General features: G+C 33.2%; 22 protein-coding genes and 1 pseudogene. 14 read left to right on the top strand and 9 right to left on the bottom strand.

What is annotated here, in order from left to right; all coding sequences use genetic code 11:
- Positions 1 to 31: 31 nt before the first annotated feature.
- From era to rplI, 4 genes are read right to left on the bottom strand one after another with little or no spacing between them, the layout of a single operon-like run.
- Positions 32 to 901 (bottom strand): GTPase Era, encoded by an 870-nt coding sequence (era, locus tag CHLWT_RS04920; RefSeq protein WP_111968374.1) that lies wholly within the window; start codon positions 899 to 901, stop codon positions 32 to 34.
- Positions 898 to 2,220 (bottom strand): ATP-dependent protease ATPase subunit HslU, encoded by a 1,323-nt coding sequence (hslU, locus tag CHLWT_RS04915; protein ID WP_063998214.1) that lies wholly within the window; start codon positions 2,218 to 2,220, stop codon positions 898 to 900. The genes era and hslU overlap by 4 nt, the downstream gene beginning before the upstream one ends.
- A complete protein-coding gene (gene hslV, locus CHLWT_RS04910; protein ID WP_059425460.1) occupies positions 2,221 to 2,763 on the bottom strand; it encodes an ATP-dependent protease subunit HslV in 543 nt (180 codons plus the stop codon). It lies immediately after the preceding gene.
- Entirely contained in the window at positions 2,763 to 3,206 is a 444-nt protein-coding gene (rplI, locus tag CHLWT_RS04905; protein WP_112000127.1) for a 50S ribosomal protein L9, read from the bottom strand. Before rplI ends, hslV begins: the two co-directional genes overlap by 1 nt.
- 159 nt (positions 3,207 to 3,365) lie before the next feature.
- Here rplI and CHLWT_RS04900 point away from each other — a divergent pair, with 159 nt between their 5' ends.
- Positions 3,366 to 4,382, top strand: coding sequence for a bifunctional 3,4-dihydroxy-2-butanone 4-phosphate synthase/GTP cyclohydrolase II (locus tag CHLWT_RS04900; RefSeq protein ID WP_111995525.1), 1,017 nt, complete (start codon positions 3,366 to 3,368; stop codon positions 4,380 to 4,382).
- Positions 4,383 to 4,444: 62 nt separating this feature from the next.
- Here the strand turns inward: CHLWT_RS04900 and CHLWT_RS04895 are convergent, their stop codons facing one another.
- Complete coding sequence (locus CHLWT_RS04895; RefSeq protein WP_063998210.1) at positions 4,445 to 4,903, bottom strand: methylated-DNA--[protein]-cysteine S-methyltransferase; 459 nt, start codon at positions 4,901 to 4,903, stop codon at positions 4,445 to 4,447.
- Between the two features lie 138 nt (positions 4,904 to 5,041).
- On the opposite strand from CHLWT_RS04895, the gene CHLWT_RS04890 reads away from it, so the two are divergent.
- The 6 genes from CHLWT_RS04890 (at position 5,042) to CHLWT_RS04865 (ending at position 13,688) form a co-directional block, all read left to right on the top strand.
- Positions 5,042 to 7,600 carry a bifunctional aconitate hydratase 2/2-methylisocitrate dehydratase gene (locus CHLWT_RS04890; RefSeq protein WP_112000126.1) on the top strand — a complete coding sequence of 853 codons (2,559 nt, stop codon included), beginning with the start codon at positions 5,042 to 5,044 and terminating at the stop codon, positions 7,598 to 7,600.
- A 135-nt stretch (positions 7,601 to 7,735) separates the two neighbouring features.
- Positions 7,736 to 9,184, top strand: coding sequence for a nicotinate phosphoribosyltransferase (locus CHLWT_RS04885; protein ID WP_111948296.1), 1,449 nt, complete (start codon positions 7,736 to 7,738; stop codon positions 9,182 to 9,184).
- Positions 9,185 to 9,590: 406 nt separating this feature from the next.
- Positions 9,591 to 9,860: a hypothetical protein gene (locus CHLWT_RS04880; RefSeq protein WP_143211865.1), complete on the top strand. Its 270-nt coding sequence runs from the start codon at positions 9,591 to 9,593 to the stop codon at positions 9,858 to 9,860.
- A 159-nt stretch (positions 9,861 to 10,019) separates the two neighbouring features.
- Positions 10,020 to 11,162: an AAA family ATPase gene (locus CHLWT_RS04875; RefSeq protein ID WP_112000125.1), complete on the top strand. Its 1,143-nt coding sequence runs from the start codon at positions 10,020 to 10,022 to the stop codon at positions 11,160 to 11,162.
- 61 nt (positions 11,163 to 11,223) lie between these two features.
- Positions 11,224 to 12,288, top strand: coding sequence for a flavodoxin-dependent (E)-4-hydroxy-3-methylbut-2-enyl-diphosphate synthase (gene ispG, locus CHLWT_RS04870; RefSeq protein WP_111968378.1), 1,065 nt, complete (start codon positions 11,224 to 11,226; stop codon positions 12,286 to 12,288).
- Positions 12,288 to 13,688 (top strand): replicative DNA helicase, encoded by a 1,401-nt coding sequence (locus CHLWT_RS04865; protein WP_112000124.1) that lies wholly within the window; start codon positions 12,288 to 12,290, stop codon positions 13,686 to 13,688. The genes ispG and CHLWT_RS04865 overlap by 1 nt, the downstream gene beginning before the upstream one ends.
- Positions 13,689 to 13,706: 18 nt before the next feature.
- Here the strand turns inward: CHLWT_RS04865 and CHLWT_RS04860 are convergent, their stop codons facing one another.
- Both CHLWT_RS04860 and tgt read right to left on the bottom strand, forming a co-directional pair.
- Entirely contained in the window at positions 13,707 to 14,426 is a 720-nt protein-coding gene (locus CHLWT_RS04860; RefSeq protein ID WP_063998205.1) for a CorA family divalent cation transporter, read from the bottom strand.
- Entirely contained in the window at positions 14,423 to 15,547 is a 1,125-nt protein-coding gene (tgt, locus tag CHLWT_RS04855; protein WP_112000123.1) for a tRNA guanosine(34) transglycosylase Tgt, read from the bottom strand. The genes CHLWT_RS04860 and tgt overlap by 4 nt, the downstream gene beginning before the upstream one ends.
- Before the next feature lie 38 nt (positions 15,548 to 15,585).
- Between tgt and CHLWT_RS04850 the strand changes: the two genes are divergently transcribed.
- From CHLWT_RS04850 to trmA, 3 genes are all read left to right on the top strand, one after another.
- Positions 15,586 to 17,007, top strand: a complete 1,422-nt coding sequence (locus tag CHLWT_RS04850; RefSeq protein WP_111968381.1) for a COG3400 family protein — start codon at positions 15,586 to 15,588, stop codon at positions 17,005 to 17,007.
- Between the two features lie 230 nt (positions 17,008 to 17,237).
- Entirely contained in the window at positions 17,238 to 17,978 is a 741-nt protein-coding gene (locus tag CHLWT_RS04845; protein ID WP_112000122.1) for an SDR family NAD(P)-dependent oxidoreductase, read from the top strand.
- Positions 17,979 to 17,981: 3 nt separating this feature from the next.
- Positions 17,982 to 19,082, top strand: coding sequence for a tRNA (uridine(54)-C5)-methyltransferase TrmA (gene trmA, locus CHLWT_RS04840; RefSeq protein ID WP_112000121.1), 1,101 nt, complete (start codon positions 17,982 to 17,984; stop codon positions 19,080 to 19,082).
- Between the two features lie 54 nt (positions 19,083 to 19,136).
- Here trmA and CHLWT_RS09720 read toward each other — a convergent pair whose 3' ends face one another.
- Together CHLWT_RS09720 and CHLWT_RS09715 are read right to left on the bottom strand one after the other, a co-directional pair.
- Complete coding sequence (locus CHLWT_RS09720) at positions 19,137 to 19,622, bottom strand: CZB domain-containing protein (protein WP_373924809.1); 486 nt, start codon at positions 19,620 to 19,622, stop codon at positions 19,137 to 19,139.
- A gap of 6 nt (positions 19,623 to 19,628) precedes the next feature.
- Positions 19,629 to 19,811 (bottom strand): annotated as a pseudogene (locus tag CHLWT_RS09715) (methyl-accepting chemotaxis protein); the annotation flags it as partial.
- 669 nt (positions 19,812 to 20,480) lie between these two features.
- Between CHLWT_RS09715 and CHLWT_RS04830 the strand changes: the two are divergent.
- The 4 genes from CHLWT_RS04830 (at position 20,481) to CHLWT_RS04815 (ending at position 24,648) form a co-directional block, all read left to right on the top strand.
- Positions 20,481 to 20,807, top strand: a complete 327-nt coding sequence (locus CHLWT_RS04830) for a hypothetical protein (RefSeq protein ID WP_112000119.1) — start codon at positions 20,481 to 20,483, stop codon at positions 20,805 to 20,807.
- On the top strand, positions 20,797 to 21,414 hold the full coding sequence (locus CHLWT_RS04825) for an HAD family hydrolase (RefSeq protein WP_112000118.1): 618 nt from the start codon (positions 20,797 to 20,799) through the stop codon (positions 21,412 to 21,414). The genes CHLWT_RS04830 and CHLWT_RS04825 overlap by 11 nt, the downstream gene beginning before the upstream one ends.
- A gap of 125 nt (positions 21,415 to 21,539) precedes the next feature.
- On the top strand, positions 21,540 to 23,732 hold the full coding sequence (locus CHLWT_RS04820) for an NADP-dependent isocitrate dehydrogenase (RefSeq protein WP_112000117.1): 2,193 nt from the start codon (positions 21,540 to 21,542) through the stop codon (positions 23,730 to 23,732).
- A gap of 1 nt (position 23,733) precedes the next feature.
- A complete protein-coding gene (locus CHLWT_RS04815; protein WP_112000116.1) occupies positions 23,734 to 24,648 on the top strand; it encodes a malate dehydrogenase in 915 nt (304 codons plus the stop codon).
- The last annotated feature ends 42 nt before the right edge of the window (positions 24,649 to 24,690 follow it).

The raw sequence follows: 24,690 nt of genomic DNA, 5'->3' as shown, positions 1-24,690 counted from the left end.
TTATGCATTGTAACAAAAAGCTTATAAAAAGTCAATACAAAAATTGTTCTCTAACCCTTTGCTCATCGCTATTCCAGTTCTTATCTATCTCTACATTTAAGCTTAAAAATACTTTATTTTGTAGCAGCGTATTTATTGTTTTTCTAGCAGTTATTCCTATCCTTTTTATCGTCTGACCATTTTTCCCTATCAATATGCTTTTATGATGACGATTATCTGTGATGATAGTAGCGTAAATTTCGGTAATATCCTGTTTTTCGACTACTTTTTTTATACTGACATCACTAGAATATGGAATTTCATCACTAACGCATTCATAGATCGCTTCTAGTATAAAGTCTCTAAATATATCTTTTTGATTTGTCGTAGTGATATACTGCGGATCATAAAAGTATTCGTGTTCTGGTAGGTATTTGCAAATTTCATCTAAAAGTATCTTTTTGTATGCTTGTTTTTTTATGCTTGTTGGAATAACTGCTTTGAAATGATCTGCGTATTTTTGATATTCGTTTAACTTTTCAAATATCTGCTTATCGTTTGCTTCGTCGATCTTTGTAAGGGCTATGATATGTGGAACGTCTCTTTTTAGGCTTAAAAACTTTTCGTAATCGCTTAGATTATCAAAAATGGTTGCCACAAAAAGCAGTAGATCACAATCTCCTATAGATTTTATAGCAGCTTCAACCATGAGTTTGTTCATGGTTTTAGCACTTTCATGAAGTCCTGGCGTATCAACAAAAATGGCTTGATTTTCTTTGTGCATTACGACTCCATTTATCTTTCTTCTAGTCGCGTTTTGCTTGTGTGATACAAGTGAAATTTTCTCATTTAAAAGATAGTTTAAAAGACTACTTTTTCCTGCATTAGTACGTCCTATGATGCTTATAAAACCGCTTTTCATAATATATACTTTGCTAGATCTTGATCGCTACATACAAAATCTAATTTTTCACGCACCATCTCTTTTGTTATGGTTATTTTTTGACCTTTGTATTCGTCTGCTTTAAAACTTATATCTTCAAGCACGCGTTCTATCACCGTATGAAGTCTTCTAGCTCCGATGTCTTCGACATTTTCATTTGCATTTTGAGTGATTTTTGCTATCTCTTTTATGCTCTCATCATCAAATTCAAGCTCCACATCTTCAGTTTTTAATAGTGCTTTATACTGTTTAAGAAGTGAATTTTTAGGTTTTGTAAGTATTTGCACAAGTGCATTTTCATCAAGGCTATCTAAATTTACTCTAAGTGGAAATCTTCCTTGAAGTTCTGGTATGAGATCGCTTGGTTTGCTTATATGAAATGCTCCTGCTGCGATAAATAGGATATGATCTGTTTTTATACTACCAAATTTAGTAGTCACGCTCGATCCCTCAACGATAGGAAGTAGATCTCTTTGCACACCTTCTTTGCTTGGATCTTGACGACTTGAATTGTTACTAGAAACTGCAACTTTATCTATCTCATCGATAAAAATGATGCCTTCATTTTCGGCTCTTCTTAATGCTTCAATCTTTATACTATCCATATCTAAGATTTTTTCACTAGCTTCTGTTTTTAGTGCTTCTTTAGCATCTTTTACTTTAAATTCTTTTTTTACTTTTTTATTTGCTATACCTATGACTTTTATAAAACTTTCTTGCATAGCTGCCATATCAGGTGGTATATTTGAACCTGCCTCAAAAGTAGCTTGATCTATGTCTAGTTCTATATTTAGATGGTCTAGTTCGCCTTTTTTAAGCTTTTCTTTCATTTTTTCATAGCTAGTTTCATAATCTTTTAATTTATCTTCACTAGCACCTTTTGGAAGTGGCGGAAGAAGTTTTTCTAAGATCTTCTTTTCTATATATTCATCTATCTTAGAACTATTTTTCTCTCGCTCTTCTTTTTTAACTAAATTTAAACTTGCTACAGCAAGATCTCGCACCATAGATTCAACATCGCGTCCGACGAAGCCGACTTCAGTATATTTACTAGCTTCGACTTTTATAAAAGGCAAACCAAACATTTTAGAAAGTCTTCTTGCGATCTCGGTTTTTCCAACTCCAGTTGATCCTATCATAAGTATATTTTTGGGTATTATATCTTCTTGCTCTTCTTTGTTTAGTTTAAGACGGCGATACCTATTTCTAAGGGCTATGGCTATGACTTTTTTTGCGTCATCTTGACCGATTACATAATCGTCTAAAAATTTTACTATCTCTTTTGGTGTTAAATTCATCTATTTTTCATCCCATAATGCGTAAGTTTTTATATTTGTATTTGTATATATACAGATTTCTCCAGCTATTTTTAAACTCTCTTTTACTAGCTCTTCTTCATTCATATCTGCAAATTTATCTAAAGCTCTAGCTGCTGATAAGGCGTAGTTGCCACCACTTCCTATGGCTGCTATCTTACCATCTTCAGGTTCTACCACATCCCCGGTGCCACTTAGTAAAAATATATGCTCTCTATTTAAAACAAGCATCATAGCTTCAAGTTTTCGTAAAACTTTATCTTTTCTCCACTCTTTACTAAATTCTATAACAGCTTTTAAAACATCACCTTTTGCGCCTTCTAAAATCCTCTCAAACATATCAAATAAGTTAAAAGCATCTGCTGTGCTACCTGCAAATCCTGCTAAAACTTTTCCTCCGTATAATTTTCTGATTTTTACGGCATTGCCTTTTAAAACAGTATTTCCAAAACTGACTTGCCCATCACCGCCGATAATAGAGCCGTTTTTTCCTTTATAAGCTAAAATCGTAGTAGCGTGGAACATTACTCGCCTACCACTTCTAGACTAAATTTGGCTGTGATAGAGTTGCCTAATTTAACCAAGACTTCATAAATTCCAGTAGCTTTTATATGGTCGCATTCGATAGCTTTTTTATCTATATCATAACCTTTTTGGGATTTAATCGCGTTTGCTATCTCATCTTTTGTTACGCTTCCAAATAGCGCTCCATTTGCTCCAAGTTTTGATTTTATAGTGATTTTAATATTTTTTAGTTCATCTTTTAGTTTGTTTGATTGAGCGATTTCATACTCTTTTAGTTCTGCTTCTTTGCGTTTTTCGGCTTCAAATTGTTTTAAGACAGCGCTTGTTGCTGCTTTTGCGTAACCCTTACCTATCAAAAAGTTATTTCCGTAGCCGTCTTTTACTTCTTTTATCTCACCGGCTTTTCCTAGACCTTTTACGTCTTTTATCAATAATACTCTCACTGATTTTTCTCCCGATTTTTTAAATTTAAATGGATTGTAACATAAAAAATTTAACGCATTAGTAAAATAAATAATTCAGATATAAAAAATCTAAATTATTTATTTAGTATTTTAAATGTTGGCTTATAATTTGGCAAAAATAAGAAAAAAGGTGATTTTATGGCTTTTGAAAAAGTTTTGCAGGCGATAGATGATATAAAAAATGGAAAAATGGTTGTAATGGTTGATGATGAAGATAGAGAAAATGAAGGCGATATAGTTTATGCTGCGTGTTTTAGCGACATAGAAAAAGTAAATTTTATGATAAGTCACGCAAAAGGAGTGTTATGTACGCCTGTGACTAAAGAGTTGGCAGATAAATTTGAGCTAGTTCCTATGGTAAGCTCAAATACAAGCTACCATGAAACTGCATTTACAGTTAGTATAGATGCCAAACAAGCAGCCACCGGAGTAAGCGCCTATGAGCGTGATATGACGATAAAAATGCTTGTTGATTATAATACCAAAAGTGAAGATTTTGTGCGTCCTGGTCATATTTTTCCTCTTATTGCTAAAAAAGGCGGTGTTTTGGAGCGCACAGGACATACTGAAGGAAGCATAGATCTATGTAAATTAGCTGGACTCGCTCCAGTTTCAGTTATATGTGAAGTCGTAAATGATGATGGGACTATGGCAAGACGTGATGATTTAGAGATTTTTTGTAAAAAATTTGGTTTAAATATGGTAAGCGTTTCTGATATCATAGAGTATCGTTTGCATCATGAAAAACTTATAAACGTAAGTGAGTTTGCAGATGGAAGTGTGGCTGGTTTTAAGGCTAAAAAATGCGAAATTATTGATCATTTAGACAACAAACATGTCGCCTTTGTCTTTGGAGATATCAAAGACAAAACAAACGTCAAATTTCATAAGATTAGAACAGATATCGAACTTCTTAGCTCTGCAAAATACTGCGAGTTTATCTCTCATGTTGAACTACTTAGTAAAGAGGGTGGGATTTTGATCTTCTTAGACGGAGAGGACTCTAATTCAAATTTATTTAAAAATTACGGCGTAGGAGCTCAGATCCTAAAGCATTTTGGTGCTAAAGATATAGAAATACTTAGTTCTAGCGAATGTAAAGAGTTTGTTGCTATAAAAGGCTTTGGGCTAAATATTTTAGGATATAAAAACTGAAGTTTATAATAGTTTTGCCCTTGCAATTTGGGCAAAACTTGAAAATTATTTTTATTTGGATTTTATAAATATGCTTTTTCTAAATTTAGTAGAGATTTTTTTGTTTCAAGTCCATTTCCACCACTATATCCTCCTAAATTTGTCACTGAGACCACTCTATGACAAGGCACTATGATAGGAATTTTATTTTTTCCATTAGCATTTCCCACGGCGCGGGCTGCTTTTGGCAAACCTAAATTTATAGCTATATCCTTATAAGTTGCAGTTTTACCGTATGGAATTTTAAGTAAGGCTTTATAAACTTTTTGTTCAAATTCCGTTCCACTTAGTTTAATTTTCGTCTTAAATGTCTTAAGTTTTCCTTGAAAATATAAATTTAGTTCATCTACACATAGTTTTAAGTTCTCATTTGTTATGCTTGTATCTATAAACTCATCACAAAAATCCAACCGAATTATTTCTCCGTCATCATCTGTTATTTTTAAGTTTCCGATAGGGGATTTTATGTAAGCCGTTTCCAAAATTTATCCTTTATTTGTGAAGATTATTCACACTTTTCTTTAAGCAATTATAAAATATCAAATTTAAGTTTATTTTTTCTTTTTTAGTTTTGTTAATTATGATAGAATTATAATAAAAATTTTATTAAAGGAAAAATTATGGGCTTTTTTGATGATTATAATAAGGCTAAAGAAGAGCGTTTAAAACTTGGTATTCCACCACTTCCACTTACTAAAGAGCAGACAAAAGAGGTATGCGAATTACTTAAATCATCTGCTAGTGCTGAACTTGTTGATTTATTAGCAAATCGTGTTAATCCAGGCGTTGATGAGGCAGCAAAGGTTAAAGCTGAGTTTTTAAATGAGATTATAAATCACGGCTTAAATTGTAGTTTAATTAGCAAAGTTGATGCTGTAAAAATGCTTGAGCCAATGCTTGGCGGATATAGCGTTATAGTGCTTGTGGCTACTCTTAGAAGTAGTGATGAGAGCGTAGCAAAAGCTGCAGCTGATGTATTAAAAAATACAATTTTTGTTCATGATTACTTTAATGATGTAGCACACCTTGCTAAAGAGGGAAATAAATTTGCCGCTGAAGTTATCAAAAGTTGGGCAAATGCTGAGTGGTTTAAATCTAGAGATGATATCCCTGAAAAGATCGAGGCTATAGTATTTAAAGTCCCAGGCGAGACTAATACTGATGATCTAAGTCCAGCTAGTGAGGCATTTAGTCGCTCAGATATACCACTTCACGCAAATGCTATGTTAATGAAACGCCAACCAGGTAGCTTAGAAAAAATTGCTGAGCTTAAAAAAAGTGGTCGTGAAGTTGTCTATGTAGGTGATGTAGTTGGAACAGGTAGCTCAAGAAAGAGCGGTATTAACTCAATTCAATGGCATATAGGTCGTGAAATTCCAGGAATCCCAAACAAAAAAACAGGTGGTGTAATCCTAGGTAGCATCATCGCTCCAATATTCTTTAATACAGCTGAAGATAGCGGTGCTTTACCAATTATCGTAAATGTAGATGGCTTAGAAACCGGTGATGAGATTGAAATTTACCCATACAAAGGCGAAATAGTAAAAGATGGTAAAGTTATAAAAACTTTCAAACTTGAGCCAAATACCCTAAAAGATGAAGTAAAAGCCGGTGGTAGAATCCCGCTAATCATAGCTAGAAGCCTATGTGCTAAGGCTAGGGCTGAGCTAAATTTAGGTAGTGAAGATATCTTTACTAAACCAGCACAACCAGCAAGTGATGATAGTGCAGGTTACACTCTAGCACAAAAAATGGTCGGCCGTGCTTGTGGATTAGATGGTGTTCGCCCAGGTATGTATGTAGAGCCTATCACTCTAACAGTAGGTAGCCAAGATACAACAGGCCCAATGACAAGAGATGAGATAAAAGAGCTTGCAAGCCTTGGATTTTCGGCTGATTTTGTATTACAAAGCTTCTGCCACACAGCAGCTTATCCAAAACCAACAGACGCTTTGATGCATAAAACTTTACCAGATTTTATGATTAGTCGTGGTGGTGTGAGCTTAAAACCAGGTGATGGCGTTATCCACTCATGGCTTAATAGAATGGTTTTACCTGATTCAGTAGGAACAGGCGGCGACTCTCATACTCGTTTCCCTATCGGTATAAGTTTCCCAGCAGGTAGTGGTCTAGTAGCTTTTGCGGCGGTTTTAGGCTCAATGCCATTAAATATGCCGGAGTCAGTTTTGGTAAGATTTAGTGGTAAGATGCAACCGGGCATAACTCTAAGAGATCTAGTAAATGCTATCCCATATTACGCTATCAAAAAAGGTCTTTTAACAGTAGAGAAAAAAGGCAAAGTAAATGTATTTGCCGGTAAGGTACTTGAGATTGAAGGTTTGCCAGATCTTAAAGTAGAACAAGCATTTGAATTAAGCGACGCAAGTGCTGAAAGAAGTGCCGCAGCATGTGCTATCGCTCTAAATAAAGAGCCTGTAATAGAGTATCTAAAATCAAATATAACTCTAATTGACGCTATGATAGAAGCGGGATATGGCAGTGATAAAACTTTAGCTCGTCGCCGTGATAAGATGAAAAAATGGCTAGAAAATCCAGAGTTATTACAAGCTGATAAAAATGCGAAATACCACACTATAATTGAGATCAATATGGATGAGATCACTGAGCCGATCTTAGCTTGTCCAAATGACCCAGATGATGTGGCTACTTTAAGTGAAATTTTAGCTGATCCAAAACGCCCTAAAAATATAGATGAAGTTTTCGTAGGTAGCTGTATGACAAATATCGGCCATTATAGAGCTTTAAGCGAAGTCTTAAAAGGCGAAGGTCAAGTGCCTACTAGATTATGGGTTGTCCCACCTACAAAAATGGATGAAGCTCAATTAAGAGCCGAGGGTAGATACTCACTATTTGGTGCAGCCGGTGCTAGGACAGAGGTGCCAGGATGCTCACTATGTATGGGTAACCAAGCTAGAGTCGCTGATAATGCTATAGTATTCTCAACCTCTACAAGAAACTTTGATAATCGTATGGGTATGGGAGCTAAGGTTTATCTAGGTTCTGCTGAGCTTGCAGCGGTGTGTGCTATGCTAGGAAGACTTCCAAGTGTAGAAGAGTATATGAAGATAGTTCCTGCAAAACTCGCTGGTAAAGAAGCTGAAATTTATAAATATTTAAATTTCAACCTAGTTCCAAACTTCAAACTAGAGTGTTTTTAAAAATATTTAAGTCTTAAATTTAAATCCGCTTTTTGGCGGATTTACTTCTATATTTCATTATTTAAATATACTTTAAAAATATTTGATATACAATCTTGAACAAATTTAAATACCAATATTTATAAAAGGCGTATTTTGGATAAATTTAAATACTTCAATGCTTTATTTACTGATTTTTACGAACTTACAATGGCTCAAGGTTACTATAAAGAAAATATCAATCACAAAGTTGTATTTGATATGTTTTTTAGAAAAAATCCATTTAATAGTGGTTTTGCTATTTTTGCCGGAGCCCACACTTTACTTGACATCATCAGCGAGTTTAAATTTAAAAGTGAAGATATAGATTTTTTAAGATCTCAGATGATATTTGATGATGATTTTTTAGACTATTTGAGAGATTTTAAATTTGGCGGCGATATCTATATGGTAGATGAGGGTAGTGTTGTCTTCCCCGATGAGCCGTTGCTTAGAATACATGCAAATCTCATAGAAGCTCAGATCATAGAAGGTATAGTCTTAAACACGCTAAATTTCCAAAGTCTTATAGCTACTAAAACAGCTAGAATTTGGCTTGCGGCAAAAGGTGCACCTATAATGGAATTTGGGCTTAGAAGAGCTCAGGGATTTGACGGGGCTATGAGTGCTTCAAGAGCCGCTTATATAGGTGGCTCAGCAGGCACTTCAAATACTTTGGCTAGTAAGATTTATGGTATTCCTACTATGGGAACCATGGCGCATTCTTGGGTTATGTCTTTTTCTAGCGAACTTGAAGCTTTTAGAGCTTATGCAAAGATTTATCCTCAAAACTCTGTTTTTTTGATAGATACTTATGACACTCTAAGATCAGGCATCAAAAACGCTATCATAGTAGGTGGAGAGCTTGTTAAAAAAGGTTATAATTTTGGCGTAAGGCTGGATTCTGGGGATATCTCATATCTAGCAAAGGAAGTACGCAGAGAATTAGACAAAGCTGGATTCTTCGGTGCTAAGATATCTGTATCAAACGAACTCACAGAAGAGATCATCAGTACTCTCGTAGCTAGTAATGTTCCTATTGATAGTTGGGGCATTGGTACCCATATGGTTACTGGTGGCAGCGAGTCTTCATTTGCTGGAGTATATAAATTATGTGCAAAAAGCGATGAGACAAACTGCATAAAACCTACTATGAAATTTAGTGATAATCCATTTAAAATGACAAATCCAGGCGTAAAAAATGTGTATAGACTATATGATGAAAATGATATGGCTATAGCCGATATTTTGACTTTAGACTCTGAGATCATAGAGCCAAATATCCAGTATAGATTTTATCATCCAATGATGGATTATAGGCAGTTTTCTTGCAAACCTGCAAAAGTAGAACCATTGTTAAAACAGTGTTTTTCAAATGGTAAGCGTGTGACTTCAAGACTTAGTGATAAGTGTGTACTTATCCAGAGCCGCACGACTATGCAAACAGGGCTTGCTAGTTTAGATGAGTCATATAAAAGACTGTTGAATCCTCATATTTATAAAGTGTCTTTATCTCAAAATCTTAGAAATCTTAAAGCTAAATTTATAGAAGAAAACATCAGATAAATTCTAGTTTTAGTTTGATAAATTGTCAAAATTATTTGAATTATAATAAAAATTGTGTAAATTTTATTGTTTTATTTAACGTTGATTTTAAATTTGCTACACTTTGAGCTTCTTAATCAAGGATAAAAATGCAATATAAAATGAAAATACACTAGCTAAATCAAGACGGAATAAATCAAATTTTATGTATTGAGGATGCGTGAAGTTTTCTAAATTCCTAAATCAAAATATTTTAAAAACTTTGCAAAAGATAGTTATTTTGATATAAACTTATGTTTTATTTGTTAAAAAATATAATATAATGCAACGAATTTATCGCAGTTAAATTTATTTTAGACTAGCGCAGAAAGTATAAAGCAATGAAAAAATAAAAGTATCAAAATATTTAGTCGCCTTTTTGCTTATTATGGCGATATTTTTTACTGCGATCATTTCTTACATTATTCACAAAAATAATCATAAAGAACTAAATTTATTGATGAAAAATCAAATATCGCAAATGCAAAATAGTATAGATAAGGCTTTGCTTGGCGCGTATGCTTTAGAAGCGCTTGTGCTAGGTGCAAATGGCTTTGATCATCTTTATGAATATGCCGATAAAGCCCTGTACTTTTCAAAAGTAAAAGGTAGAGACTGCTACACTTTTTATTCGGATATATCAAAATCAGATATTTAATGTAAACTGTTAATATCAGGAAGCTTTTTTACTTTAAAAATTTTTATAAATAGCAATACAAGCATCTATAAAATAATTAGATATAATTATCTATCTTAAACTATATCTAATAAAATAAAAGCTACAATAATCTAAATAATAAATAGATAAGGAGCCGATATGTTTAAAACAGGAAGCCCTGTAAAAGGCGATGATTTTATAGATAGAAAAAAGCATTTACCGATATTTAAAGCTTATTTGGAAAATAATCAACATATTATGATTAAAGCTCCTAGGAGATTTGGTAAAACTTCTTTGATAAAACAAGTTTTTGAGCATGAAAAAGCTTTTAATTATATTTATATAGATTTAAGAAGAGCGATGGACTTAGCTTCATTATCTAATCAAATTTTAGAAAAAGCTTATGGATTTGCCGGTATCTACGGCTTTTTTGAGCAATTTAAAAAGTCTATCACCGAGCTTCTAAAAACAATACAAAAAGTAAAAATAGATGATATAGGTGAGATCACTTTAAAGCATTTAGAAAATGGCGTTAAAGATGAAAGAGAGTATTTTTTACACTCTTTAGAAGTGGTGGAAAAAATATCTAAAAAAAAGAATTTAAATATTAAATTTGTATTTGACGAGTTTCAAGATATTTTGCGTATAAGCGATGATTTTATATTGGAGCAAATTCGCTCAGTAGTCCAGCATCATCAAAACGTTACTTATATTTTTTTAGGAAGCATAGAAAGTGTAATGACAAAGATATTTTCTTCTAAAATTTCGCCTTTTTTTCATTTTGCTAAGATTATAAAGCTAGATGGGCTAGATATAGAAGAGTTGTTTGACTATGCTAAAGAAGTGTTTGATAAAAAAGATATCAGTTTGGATCACTCACTATCAGATATGCTGAAATTTCTAAACGGACATCCAGATTATTCTATCCAAGTATTGCAAACTTTGTACTATAAAACTACTGTTGAGAGTATTAAATTTATAGATTATAGTTTGTGCGTTGAAGTTTTAACTTCTGTCATAATCGCAAATAAGCCTTATCTAGAAGAGCTTATTTCCAAAACTAAACAAAAGAAATCTCATTATGAAGTTTTGCACGCGATAGCAAACGCTTATAGTCCAAATTTAAATCCTAAAAGCTTATATAGCATTCATAGCTCTTTAGAAGATATGGGACTTATAAGAAAAATAGGACGCGGAGAGTATAAGATAAACGATATATTTTTAGAAATTTTGTTAAAACAAAAAGATGATGAATTAATACTTGAAAATAAAATAATAATTGACGATTTTTTAGGAGCTTAAACTTATCATATTTTTATCCAAATTTAGCTACACTTTGCGTATTAAATTTATGGAAAAAGATATGCAAAGATACAAAACAAGACAAATTCAAGTAGGCAGTGTAAAGATAGGCGGTGACGCTCCTATCAGCGTTCAGTCGATGACGTTTTCAAAAACAAGAGACGTAAAAGCGACTTTAGAGCAGATAAATCGGCTGTATTTTGCTGGGTGCGATATAGTTCGTTGCGCTGTGTTTAATAAAGATGATATAAAGGGGCTTGAGCAGGTTAAAAAAGATAGCCCATTACCGATCGTGGCTGATATACACTTTAACTATACTTATGCTTTGGAAGTGGCTAAATTTGTAGATGCTATCAGGATAAATCCTGGCAATATCGGCGGAAAAGAACGCATAAAAGCTGTTGTTCAGGCCTGCAAAGAAAACCAAATTCCTATTCGTATAGGAGTAAATTCAGGTAGTCTTGAAGAGCAGTTTGAAAAGGCTTATGGTAGAAGCGTTAAAGGTATGATAGAAAGCGCGCTATATAATATAAAACTTCTTGAAGAGTTCGAATTTACTGACATAGCTATCAGCCTAAAGTCAAGTGATGTTGCTAAAACTATGGAGGCTTATAGGACTTTAAGACCGCTTGTAGAGTATCCGTTTCATCTTGGAGTGACTGAGGCAGGAACTACTTTTCACGCTACTATAAAGTCAGCCATAGCACTTGGAGGTTTGTTGCTTGAGGGTATCGGCGATACGATGAGAGTGAGCATAACAGGAGAACTTGAAGAAGAGATAAAAGTAGCTCGTGCCATACTTCAAGATAGTGGTCGCCAAAGATCTGGGCTAAATATCATCTCATGTCCTACTTGTGGTAGATTGCAAAGTGATCTTATGAAAGCTGTGAAAATAGTAGAAGAAAAAACCGCTCATATAAGTGAGCCTTTAAACGTAAGCGTAATGGGATGTGTGGTAAATGCGATAGGAGAAGCAAAAGGTGCAGACGTAGCGATCGCTTTTGGCAAGGGAAATGGGCTAATTATGCGTCATGGCGAAGTTGTGGCAAAACTAAAAGAAGATGAGCTAGTGGATAGATTTTTAAGCGAGATAGATGATGAGATTAAGCAAAGGGCCAGCAAATAATGATCAATGAAGTAGGGCAAAATTTATATGATTTAGATATGGAAAGATCGATCTTAAGTGCGATCTTATTTAGTGAAGACAATATCGGCGAGATATATGATCTAATTTCTCCAAGCGACTTTTATCTAAAAGGTCACGGCGATGTTTATAATGCGATGGTGGAGTGTTTAAATCACGATGAGCCAATCGATCCTGCATTTATCAAAAAACGCCTTGCAAATAATTTTGATGATAAGATCTTTACTGAGATAGTTACTACAAACTCCATACTAGATATCAAAAAATACGCATTAGAACTAAAAGAAAAGTCTATAAAGCGCTCATTAGTAAAAGTGGCGCACAAGATACCAAATAAGGTAAATGAAGACAAAGCAAGTCGCGATATAGTCGATGAGATAAGTGGCGAAATTTACTCTCTTGTAGATAATTCAAATGGTGGGGTTATCAAAGAGAGTAAAGAGATAATAGAGGGCGTCATAAAAGAGATAGAAAAGCAAAAAACACTTATAGATAAAGACGTAGTCGGTGTAGATACCGGATTTAAAAGATTAAATGAGATGACAAAGGGCTTTAAAGACGGCGATCTTGTCATCATCGCGGCTCGTCCTGGTATGGGAAAGACGGCTTTTGTTTTAAATTTAGTTCAAAAAGTTTTAAATCAAGATTTAGGTGTAGTATTTTTTTCACTAGAGATGCCAGCCACTCAGCTTATGCTAAGACTGCTTAGCGCTAAGACTTCTATCCCACTTCAAAACTTAATGACAGCAGATATGGATAATGATGAGCTCTCAAGGCTTAGCGATGCTTGCGATGAGATATCTAGAAAAAAACTTTTTGTATATGATAGCGGAAATGCTACTATCCACCAAGTAAGAACACAAATGAGAAAGCTAAAGGCGTCTAATCCTGAGATAAAGCTTTGCGTGATCGATTATATCGGTTTGATGACAAACTCTTCTACTTACAGCGACAGGCATCTACAAATAGCTGAAATTTCGCGTGGGTTAAAACTTTTAGCTAGGGAGCTAAGTTTGCCAGTTATCGCTTTGTCTCAGCTAAATCGTAGCTTAGAAGCTAGAGCCAACAAGCGTCCGATGCTTAGCGATCTAAGGGAATCAGGAGCCATAGAACAAGACGCAGATACGATACTTTTTGTATATCGAAACGAAGTTTATCTTGAACAAGAAGAGAAAGAAAGAGAGCAAAAAGCAAAGCTTGAGGGTAAAACGTATGAGAAAAAATTCGTTCCAAACAAGATAGAAGAAAATGCCGAAATAATAGTCGGTAAAAATCGTAATGGTCCAACTGGAACTGCTGAGATGATATTTCAAAAAGAATTTACTCGCTTTGTGGATAAAAGCTATTCATCTCCAGTCGAAAGTAGTGAGTTTAACGGCTAAATTTAAATATAAATTTGATTATTTTTTAAATTTAAACAGCCAAAACATAGATATAACTATAAAAAATATCATAGCTATAAATACCACAACTGTGCCGTTTGCTCCACTTAAAAACATATCTCCGGTATTCATTCCAAAAAATCCGGTTATCAAATTTAATGGCAAGAAAAAAGCAGATACCATAGTAAGTATATATAAGTTTTTGCTATGTTTTTGATCTTTCATAGAGTTGTAATAACTAAATATAATAGACAGCCTTGATGATGTATCATCTATAACCTTGTCTATTCTTTTTAGCGATTGCGTATCATTTTTAAACTCTTTTTTATAACCGCTAAACTCATCTACGAAGTCATTTAACGCTACCATAAAATACTCATGAAGTATAGCTAGAAGTGAAAAATTTCTTTTTAGCTTAAAATAAACGCTCAAAAAACCACTATCAAATTTATTTTTGTATATAACATTTTCTATGTTTATGACTTCTTCTTCGTATTTATCTAGTGTAGTTTTAAAATACGCTAAGGCATCATCAACTGCTTTTTTAAATTTAGCAAAATCGGTTTTTATAAATTTATCTTGCACCTTTTCAAATATCTCATCTCCTAAAAATACAAATCCAGCATTTTGACTATGAAAATCTGTGCTTATGATGAGTAGTTTGTAGTTTTCAGTGCTAAAATATCCACTTCTACTAGATACTTTTTCTAGCTTTTTTCTATGTTCGTCATTTATCATAACACGCCTCTTTTTGCGTAAAATTCTTTTTTAAATTCTTTGAACTTACCTTGCATTATCGCTTCTCTCATCTGTTTTACTAAATTTAGATAATAATGCAGGTTATGAAGACTTGCTAGTCTAAAAAACGTAAGCTCTCTAGCTTTATAAAGATGATTCAAGTATCCGCGACTAAAGTTAGAGCAAGTATAGCAGTCGCACTGCGGATCGATCTTATTATCATCTTTGATAAATGCCGCAGCTTTTATATTGACTTTGCCAAAACTCGTAAAAAGCGTGCCATTACGTGCGTTTCTTGTAGGCATAACGCAATCAAACATATCCACGCCGCGCTCTACATTTTCTACTAAATCCTCAGGCGTTCCAACGCCCATTAAGTAGCGTGGGCGATCTTTGTCTATGAAAGGCATCACTGCTTCAACCGTGTCATACATCTCTTCGTTACTCTCTCCAACGCTTAGTCCTCCTATAGCAAGTCCGTCAAACTCCATCTCGCAAAGCGCTTCAGCACAGAATTTTCGTGCATTATAGTCAGTTCCGCCTTGAATGATTCCAAAGATATTTTGATCTATGCCAACGCCTTTTTGCTTATTTGATTTGTGATATTCACTGGCTATTTTCGCCCAGTTTATCGTCCTTTTTATGCTTAGCTCAACTCTCTCAAAACTAGCCGGAAGTGCTACAAGATCATCAAGTATCATCATAATATCGCTTCTTAAATCATATTGCGTATCAAGTACGCTTTTAGGTGTAAAATAGTGCGTACTTCCATCTATATGGCTTTTAAATTTAATTCCATTCTCATCTGGTTTTGAGATCTTTGATAGTGAAAATGCTTGAAATCCACCACTATCGGTTAAAAAACTTCTATCAAATTTACTAAAACCATGTAACCCGCCAAACTCCCTTACGACCTTGCTTGTCGGGCGTAAATATAAATGATAAGTATTTGCTAGTATTATTTTTGTGTCTAGAATTTCTTTTAGATCTATGGCATCTAGGCTTTTGACCGCTCCAAGTGTTCCAACAGGCATAAAAATGGGAGTTTGGATCGTCGAGTGTGCTGTTTTTATGGTACAAGCCCTAGCATTAGCGTCTGTTTTATCTATTTTAAAATTCATTTATGATACAATTCCTTTTTTTAATTTTTGGAGATTTTATGAAAAATATCTTAATAATTGCAGATGGTATTTTAGCAAATCATTTCTTAGAAAGGCTTTTTAATAGTAGAAATAACAGCCTTCACAATTATACGATAATAACTTATAATGATGAAACTCTTCCGCAAAATAGGGTAAATTTTGAAAATTTCAATTTTTTAAATTTTGATCCGACGAGCTTTTCTAAGCTTAGACTTCATATAAAATCGGAATTTGAAAAAATAATGATAATTATGGAAAGAGAGCTTGATGCAAGAAGTGTATATGAAAATTTAAAAAAGATAAATCAAAAAGTAGAGATCGACATAATGGATTTTTGGGGTTTAGAAGATAAGCTAAATAATGATTATCTTTTAAGGCTTATAGATGTAAGAAAGATCTTAAGCTCGAGATTTATGGACTTTTTACCAGATGTTCCTGTTATCGCCGATAATATTGGGCTAGGCATCGGTGAGATTATGGAAGTAAAAGTACCAAATGGAAGCAGCTACGCTTATCGCCACATAGGAAATATAAGAAAGAAAAAATGGAAAATAGCTATGATATATCGTCATCAAAACTACATCATAGCTACGCCAGATACGATCATTTTACCAAACGATGTTTTGCTCATAGTCGGAGAGCCAAGAGTTTTGGAGAGTGTTTTTAGAGCCGTAAAAAAAGAGCCGGGGCAGTTTCCAAGTCCATTTGGAAATAATATTTATCTATCTTTAGATATGAAAAATATGAGCGAAAGTGCGATATTTGCTCTGATAAACGACTCTTTACTGCTTCATTCTAAACTGAATAATAAAAAACTTTTCATAAACGTTATAAATCCGACTTTATCGCCTGTATTTGATGAGATCAAAAAATTACCATCTAAAAATATATTTGTTAATATAGACTATTTTACTTCGAATTACAATATCGCAAAAAAGGTTATGAGTGAGCTTGATATCGGCTTAGTGATCACAAATACTGAATTTTTTAAGAAAAATAAAAAAATGTTTTGGTCACTTAAAACCCCAGTTTTAAAGATAGGTAAAAGCGGATTTCCTTTTGTAAAAAGAGGTGTCGTAGTAGGAAATGAAGAGGACGCTGAGTATCAATCTAGCGTTATTATGGACTGCTGTACGCAGCTAAATTTCGACATAGATTTTTATCATTTTGATGCTAAATTTGATCAAAAAACAGACAATTTAATGGAGCATTTTGATAGTCTTTCAAAGATTTTTAATAAAAAAGTAAATATCATAAGAGACAATCACAATCCTATCTTAAAGCTGAGAAAACGAAGTGATATGTTGCAGTTTATATCTTTTAGCACAAAGGTTTTAGAAGGTGGATTTTTTAGTATTTTTTCAAAAGATATGGGTAGATTGCACTACATACTTGATAAAAACTATCAGCTTTTTATACCTCAAAGTGATAAAATTTAAAAGAGTAAAGAAATAGACACTATCCTTTTATGAAACATATAATTTTTTTAAATTTATGTGCATTATAGCATAGCTTTACTCTTGAAATTAAATTTTTTGATAAAAAATGGAGCGGATATGCAAGCTAATCTTAGATGTAATGTATTTGATTATACTTTGATAGATAAAAATAGTGCAAAAATAGAGTTTTTAAGTAGTGCTGGTTTAAAATCAAATTTAGGAGAAATAAAGTGAAAAATACAGCTTTTATAACAGGAGCAAGCTCTGGATTTGGAGAGGCTCTTGCTAGAGGACTTAGCAAAGAGGGCTTTAAGCTCATACTTTTAGCAAGGCGTAAAGATAGACTTGAAAGTCTTGCTAAAGAGCTTGGAAATACGCACATAATATGTGCTGATATCAGAGATAAAAATGCTGTTTTTAAAGCAATCGATGAGCTTCCAAAAGAGTTTAAGGATATAGAAATTCTTATAAATAACGCAGGTCTTGCTCTAGGGCAAGAGAGCGTAATGGATGCAAAAATGGAAGATTTTGAAACTATGATAGATACAAATATCAAAGGGCTCATCTATGCTACAAAAGCGACTTTGCCACTAATGAAAAATGGCGGATATATATTTAATCTCGGCTCAGTTGCTGGGAGTTGGCCATATCCTGGCGGAAATGTTTATGGTGCTACGAAAGCCTTCGTGGAGCAGTTTAGTCTAAATCTTAGAAATGACTTAAAAGGTAAAAATATTAGAGTAACGACGATAAAGCCTGGAATCGCTAAAACTGAGTTTAGCCTAGTAAGATTTAAAGGCGATAAGCAAAAAAGCGACAATGTTTATAACTCTACTAAATACCTAGAAGCTAACGATATCGCGCAAATAGTCATAGACTGCATAAATTTACCTAAACACGTAAATATAAATACTCTTGAAGTTATGCCTACTACTCAGAGTTGGGCAGGTTTTTTCTTTGAAAAAGAGTAAAATTTGAAGCTTGATTGCGTGTATATTAAGGACTGCGGAAGCTGTATTTTTGAAACTAGCTATGATGAGCAGATCAGATTTAAGCAAGGTTTTGTAAGAGAGTTGTTTGATGAATTTTATAGTGGTGAATTTGAGTTTTTTAGTTCGCCTGTGTCTAAATTTAGAAGTAGGGCGGAGTTTGGAATTTATCACGATAATGATGGCATTAGCTACTCTATGAGAGGAGCAGATAAGAAATTTGTCAAGATAAATGCGTGTGAGATAGTAAGCGCTCAGATATCAAATTTAATGCCTATCTTGCTAAAAAAAATAAGCTCTGTTTTGGCTTTAAAACAGAAGCTTTTTGGGGTGGAGTTTATCTCTACAAAAAATGAAATTTTGGTTATTTTGCTTTATCATAAAGACATTTACGCTATAAAAAAAGAGCTTGAAGACCTTCATTTTGAACTAAGTGTAAATTTGATAGCTAGAAGTAGGGGTAAAAAGCTTGTTTTTGGCAGCCCTTATCTAAATGAGACTTTGTCTATACAAGGTAAGGACTATAGCTATACTTTTGGCGATGCAGCTTTTATCCAACCTAATACGATTATGAATGAAAAAATGATCTCTTGGGCATTGGAGTGTTCTTCAAATACAAAAGATTTACTAGAGCTTTACTGCGGACATGGGAATTTTACTATCCCGATGAGTTTTAAATTTAAAAAAGTATTAGCTACTGAGATAAGTAAAAACTCTATTTTAAGTGCTCAAAAAAACTGCGAATCAAACAGTGCGAAAAATATCAAATTCCTAAGAATGAGTGCAGAAGAGCTTATGGAAGCGTTTGCTAAGAAAAGAGAGTTTATCCGTCTTAAAGATATCTGTTTAGACGAGTTTGATTTTAGTCATATTTTAGTAGATCCGCCACGTGCAGGCTGCGATGAAAGCGTACTAGCATTTATGAAAAAATATGAAAATATCATTTATATATCTTGTAATCCTCTAACTTTAAAAGAAAATTTAAAAACTCTTTGTAAAACTCATAGAATAGCTAAATTTGCTATCTTTGATCAGTTTGTGCATACAAAACATATAGAATGTGGAGTTTTACTAAGAAAAATTTAAAAAGCTAAAATTTGTAACTAAAAGAAATTTACCGCAAAAAAGCGGTAAATCATACTAATCCATAGAGCAAGTTTTGGCTTCAACCATTTCATTAAATATATTAAATAGTTTTAAGCTTTCTTCTTCAGCCTTATTAAACTGCTCAATTACTTTGTCGTGAGAAGAGTGGTTTTTAGATAGATCAATAGCTTTATTTATAGATTCATGAACATGTTTATGTGGTTCTATTAGTTTTGCATATTGTGGTGTAGTTCCGAATGCTTCTTTTCCTGCACCAGCATACCATTTGCCTAGACGACAATTAAGATGATCGCTCATAGACTCATAATCTTTAGTAAGAACATGTCCGTATCCAATTATTTTGAATATCACATGGTCTAGTTTTGCAAGACTAACAAATATATCTGTTGATATTATAGTTGAGCTACACTCTATAAATTTTGAGCTCTTAACCAAATCACCAAATTTACCAATAAATTCTTGAATATGTTCATTTGATTTTATTGAGATATTTTCCACTTCTTCGCTTTGAGAAAACATATCACTAGCATTTTGTTTAAGTAAATTTATATTCATTTCTACTTCTGCGGTTGCTTTTTGAGTACGCTCTGCTAGTTTTCTTACTTCATCTGCAACGACGGCAAACCCACGTCCGTGTTCGCCAGCACGTGCCGCTTCTATAGCTGCGTTTAACGCTAAAAGATTTGTTTGATCTGAAATATCTTTTATTAAATTTATTACATTTGTGATCTCATCTACACTTTTGTGAAGATTTTCAGCTGTTGTGCGTGATTTATTTGATGAGTTTGTTATCTCATTTAAAGATGTCAATAACTCATTAGTCGAATTTGATAAAATCTCTATACTATTTATTGTATCTCTTGTCTTATCTATAGTATCATGAGATAATTTTAAATTTTTTTCTATGCCTTCTTGTATATTTTTGATACCGTTTTTTGCTCCACCTACCATAGTGCTCGCAAGTGCAGATATTGCCTCACAGTCAATATCTGAGTCGATCTTTGCTTTGAGCTTTTGATTTTCTTTGACTAAAAGCTCATTTTCTCTGTTTTTTTCTTCAAGCTCTTTTTTTAAAGCTTCAACTTCACTTTGGTATTTTTTTATTTCACTGCTACCAAACATTTTATCCTCCCATAATCCATAATTTAGATTTTTATATTTTATATAAATTGTTAATTATCAATCAATATTTAATTAACAATTATAATGCTATATTTTATGTAAATTCAAATTAATTATTGCTTAATAATATTGATAAAATGGCAAATATTAACATATTTTTTAACTTTAAAACAATAATTTTATATTATTTTAAAGAAATATATTTGTTTAATTTTGATATAATTTTTCATAAAACTTGAACTTTTGGAAGCTGTAATGAATGATGATAAATTTAAAAGAGTGCGTTATCTAAGAGCTTTAGAGAAATATAGTAAGCTTGTTATTAGAAATTTAAAGCGAGAAGATTTTGATATGGATAAATTTACCGCTCTTATTAAGAAAAATCTTGAAATTTTATTAAAGGTAGAACCGGCATTTTTAGATCAACCTTATACTAAATCACTTTGTGACTTTGTAAATCTAACTTCAAGATCTACAGACAAAGATGAGCTATTAAGAGCTGCAAATAATCTAGAAAAGCTAAAAAAATCAAAAACTTATAAAAAAGAAAAACATAAAAAAGGTGGCTTAGATGAGTATTAAATGTGTAATTTTTGATATGGATGGCACTCTTATAGATAGTAAAAAAGCTATCTGCAAGACGATAAATTATATGAGAGCTTGTATGCATATGCGTGAATTAGATGATGATTTTATAATGTCTATTATAAATGATCCGCAAAAAAACTCTATCAGAGAATTTTATGGTTTTGATGAGATAACTACCGATATGAGATTAAAATTTGAAAAAGAATTTAATAAAAACTATGAGCTTTACGCCGTAGTTTATAAAGAGGCTATGGAGCTTTTAGAAGCTTTAAAATCAAAAGATTATCTACTTGCAGTAGCCACAAACGCACCACACGCAACTATAGAAAATATCCTTGGGCATTGTGGTATTTTGGGGTATTTTGAGACTATAGTAGGAGCAAGTAAAGCCATTGCACCAAAACCAGATCCTGCTATGCTAAACATCATAAGAGATAAATTTGGTGTAGAATGTGTATTTATCGGAGACAGCACGAAAGATTACTTGGCTGCAAAAAATGCCGATATGCGTTATATCCACGTTATATGGGGTAGAGATGAGATCATAAGTGAGATAAAAAACTATAAAACTGCAAAAGAGATCATAGAAGCTTTGGATTAAAATTTAGTAATGAGTCTAGAAAAATAACTTAATTTTTTATAAAAATAAAAAATAAATAGGCTAATGATATAAAAATTAACAAAATATTTGATAAAATTACGAAAATTTAATAAAAAAGGAAAAAAATGGCAGATATAATCTACACTTACACAGACGAGGCGCCAGCACTCGCGACTTACTCTTTGTTTCCTGTCATAAAAGAGTTTTTGTCACGTGGTGGCATTGATATAGAAACTATGGATATTTCTTTAGCAGCAAGAATACTTGCAAACTTTCCAGACTATCTAAAAGAAGAGCAAAAAGTACCTAATTTCTTAGAAATTTTAGGTGAAATGACAAAGGAAAAAACTGCAAATATAATCAAGCTCCCAAATATTTCAGCGTCACTTCCGCAACTAAATGCTGCTATAGCAGAGCTTCAAAGCAAAGGTTACGCAGTTCCAAATTATGTTGAAAATCCTAGTAATGACAAAGAAGCGGACATAAAAGCTAGATATGCAAAAGTGCTTGGAAGTGCTGTAAATCCAGTGCTTAGAGAGGGAAATTCAGATAGAAGATGTGCTGCGGCTGTTAAAGCGTATGCAAAAGAATTCCCACATAAAAACGGAGCTTGGAGCAAAGATATAAAAACACGCGTATCATATATGAATGGTGGTGATTTTTACTCAAATGAAAAATCGGTCATAGTTAGCAAAGATACTAAATTTAAGATAGAATTTGAAGATGCAAATGGCAAAAAAGAGCTATTAAAAGACGGCATAAAAGCTGGGCGTGGGGACATTATTAGTGCTACATTTTTAAGTGTTAATAAACTTGATAAATTTATAGAAGAAAGCATAAAAGATGCTAAAGACAGCGGTTTGCTTTACTCAGTTCATCTAAAAGCTACTATGATGAAAGTCAGCGATCCTGTGATTTTCGGACATTTTGTAAAGATATTTTTTAAAGAGATATTTAAAGAGTTTGCAAATGAACTAAAAGAAGCTGGAGTAAATCAAAATAACGGGCTAAAAGACCTATTTACAAAAATAGAAAATCTACCTTGCAAAGCAAAAATTCTAGCTAAATTTGATGAAATTTACGCCACTAGAGCAGATCTTGCTATGGTAGATAGCGACAAGGGCATCACAAACTTGCACGTTCCAAGCGACGTTATAATCGACGCTTCTATGCCTGCAATGATAAGAAATAGCGGTAAAATGTGGGATAAAAAAGGTGATGCTAGAGACACTTTGGCTGTTATTCCTGATAAGACTTATGCTACCATATATGAAGCAACTATCGAAGATTTAAAAGCGAATGGAGCTTTAAATCCAGCAACCATAGGAAGCGTTTCAAACGTTGGGCTTATGGCAAAAAAGGCTGAAGAGTATGGAAGCCACGATAAAACTTTTATAGCAAAAAGCAATGGTAAATTTATAGTAAGTAGCGATAATGGCGATAATATGGAGTTTAAAGTAGAAGAAGGAGATATATTTCGTGCTATAGAGGCTAAAGATGAAGCGATCAAAGACTGGATAAAGTTAGCAATAAATAGAGCTAAAGCTACAAAATCGCCTGCTATATTTTGGTTAGATGAAAATCGTGCCCATGATGCAAATATGATACAAATCGTAACAGATGAACTAAAAAAATATGATCTTTCAAATTTAGATATAAGTATAGCTGAGCCGACAAAAGCCATAAAACGAAGTATATCTATCATTAGAAGCGGAAAAGATGCTATAAGCGTGACAGGAAATGTGCTAAGGGATTATTTAACCGATCTATTTCCTATACTTGAGCTAGGAACTAGTGCGAAAATGCTATCTATTGTACCTTTATTAAACGGAGGTGGGCTTTTTGAGACTGGAGCTGGCGGAAGTGCGCCAAAAATCGCAATGCAACTTATAGAAGAAAATCACCTTAGATGGGATAGCTTGGGTGAATTTTTAGCTCTTGGAGCAAGCTTAGAACATCTTGCAAATATCAGTGGCAAAAAAGAGGCAAAAATCTTAGCAGATACTCTTGATAAAGCAATCCAAAGTTATTTAAAAAACGACAATTCTCCACGTAAAAATATAGGTGAAAATGATAACCGCGGAAGCCATTTTTATCTTACTCTTTATTGGGCAAATGAGCTAGCAAATAGTGAGCTAAAAGACAAATTTAGTGCTATGGCAAAAGAACTTAGCGAAAATAAAGAAAGTATAGTAAATGAGCTAAATAAAGCTCAAGGTAAAAGAGTCGAAATAGGCGGATATTATAAATTTGATGATAAATTAGTGTCAAATATAATGAGACCTAGCAAACTTTTCAATGAAATTTTAGGAAAATGATTTGAAAATTGCAATTATAGGTGCTGGAAATGTTGGAGCTTGCACAGCAAGTTTGCTTATTTCTAGGCAAGTGTGTAAAAAAGTAGCACTTATAGATATAAATAAAAAACTTGCGACTGTTAAAGCTATCGATCTAGCTCAAATGGTCGCTGCTTTAGATCTTGATATAGATGTAGTCGGCGGTGACGACTACTCTTTGATCAAAGATTATGATATAGTTGTCATAACAGCAGGTTTTGCTAGAAGAGAAGATCAAAAAAGAGAAGATCTAATAACCACAAACGCCAAAATAGTAGCTTCTAGTGCAATTAACATTGCTAAATGGGCGCCAAATTCTATTATAATAGTAGTAACAAATCCACTTGATATAATGGTATATGTAGCCTTAAAAGCTAGTAAATTTAGTCCTTTAAAAGTCATAGGTATGGCAGGAGAACTAGATAGTGCAAGGCTTAAGTATGAGATAGCTTCAAAACTAGGAACGTCGTCCGCAAAATGCTTTGCAAAGTGCATTGGAACACACAATAATGATATGATATGCTTAGAATCGTCTATGAAATTTGAAGATAAAAGTATAAAAGATATCTTTGATATAGATGAGATAGAAGAGATAAAACAAAGAACTAAAAATGGTGGTGCAGATATAGTAAAATTAATGGGAACTTCGGCGTTTTACGCACCTAGCGCAGGTGTTTTAAAGATGTGCGAAAGCATAAAAAACGGCGATGAAAAACCTCTTAGTTGCTCTGTATTTAGTAAATTTGGTGAATATGAAGTGGCTATTGGACACTTAGTAAAACTTGACAATAATGGTATCAAAGAGATTTTAGAGTTAAATTTAACACAAAAAGAGATTGAAAACTTTAAAGATAGTATCGAAAAAATTATTAAAATTATAAGCTATATAAATATATAACCGGTTTAATATTAATAATTTATAAAATAGATAATCTAGTTC

Source organism: Campylobacter hyointestinalis subsp. lawsonii (genome assembly GCF_013372165.1).
GTDB classification, from domain to species: Bacteria; Campylobacterota; Campylobacteria; order Campylobacterales; family Campylobacteraceae; genus Campylobacter; species Campylobacter lawsonii.
This window is presented reverse-complemented; position numbering and strand designations above follow the sequence as displayed.

Bases quoted from the DNA above. Each gene is read 5' to 3' on its own strand.
- era (WP_111968374.1), bottom strand. From the start codon at position 901: ATGAAAAGCGGTTTTATAAGCATCATAGGACGTACTAATGCAGGAAAA.
- CHLWT_RS04830 (WP_112000119.1), top strand. From the start codon at position 20,481: ATGAATGATGATAAATTTAAAAGAGTGCGTTATCTAAGAGCTTTAGAG.
- CHLWT_RS04875 (WP_112000125.1), top strand. From the start codon at position 10,020: ATGTTTAAAACAGGAAGCCCTGTAAAAGGCGATGATTTTATAGATAGA.
- CHLWT_RS04850 (WP_111968381.1), top strand. From the start codon at position 15,586: ATGAAAAATATCTTAATAATTGCAGATGGTATTTTAGCAAATCATTTC.
- CHLWT_RS04890 (WP_112000126.1), top strand. From the start codon at position 5,042: ATGGGCTTTTTTGATGATTATAATAAGGCTAAAGAAGAGCGTTTAAAA.
- CHLWT_RS04820 (WP_112000117.1), top strand. From the start codon at position 21,540: ATGGCAGATATAATCTACACTTACACAGACGAGGCGCCAGCACTCGCG.
- CHLWT_RS04825 (WP_112000118.1), top strand. From the start codon at position 20,797: ATGAGTATTAAATGTGTAATTTTTGATATGGATGGCACTCTTATAGAT.
- CHLWT_RS04865 (WP_112000124.1), top strand. From the start codon at position 12,288: ATGATCAATGAAGTAGGGCAAAATTTATATGATTTAGATATGGAAAGA.
- tgt (WP_112000123.1), bottom strand. From the start codon at position 15,547: ATGAATTTTAAAATAGATAAAACAGACGCTAATGCTAGGGCTTGTACC.
- CHLWT_RS04880 (WP_143211865.1), top strand. From the start codon at position 9,591: ATGGCGATATTTTTTACTGCGATCATTTCTTACATTATTCACAAAAAT.
- CHLWT_RS04900 (WP_111995525.1), top strand. From the start codon at position 3,366: ATGGCTTTTGAAAAAGTTTTGCAGGCGATAGATGATATAAAAAATGGA.
- hslU (WP_063998214.1), bottom strand. From the start codon at position 2,220: ATGAATTTAACACCAAAAGAGATAGTAAAATTTTTAGACGATTATGTA.
- CHLWT_RS09720 (WP_373924809.1), bottom strand. From the start codon at position 19,622: ATGTTTTCTCAAAGCGAAGAAGTGGAAAATATCTCAATAAAATCAAAT.
- hslV (WP_059425460.1), bottom strand. From the start codon at position 2,763: ATGTTCCACGCTACTACGATTTTAGCTTATAAAGGAAAAAACGGCTCT.
- CHLWT_RS04860 (WP_063998205.1), bottom strand. From the start codon at position 14,426: ATGATAAATGACGAACATAGAAAAAAGCTAGAAAAAGTATCTAGTAGA.
- ispG (WP_111968378.1), top strand. From the start codon at position 11,224: ATGCAAAGATACAAAACAAGACAAATTCAAGTAGGCAGTGTAAAGATA.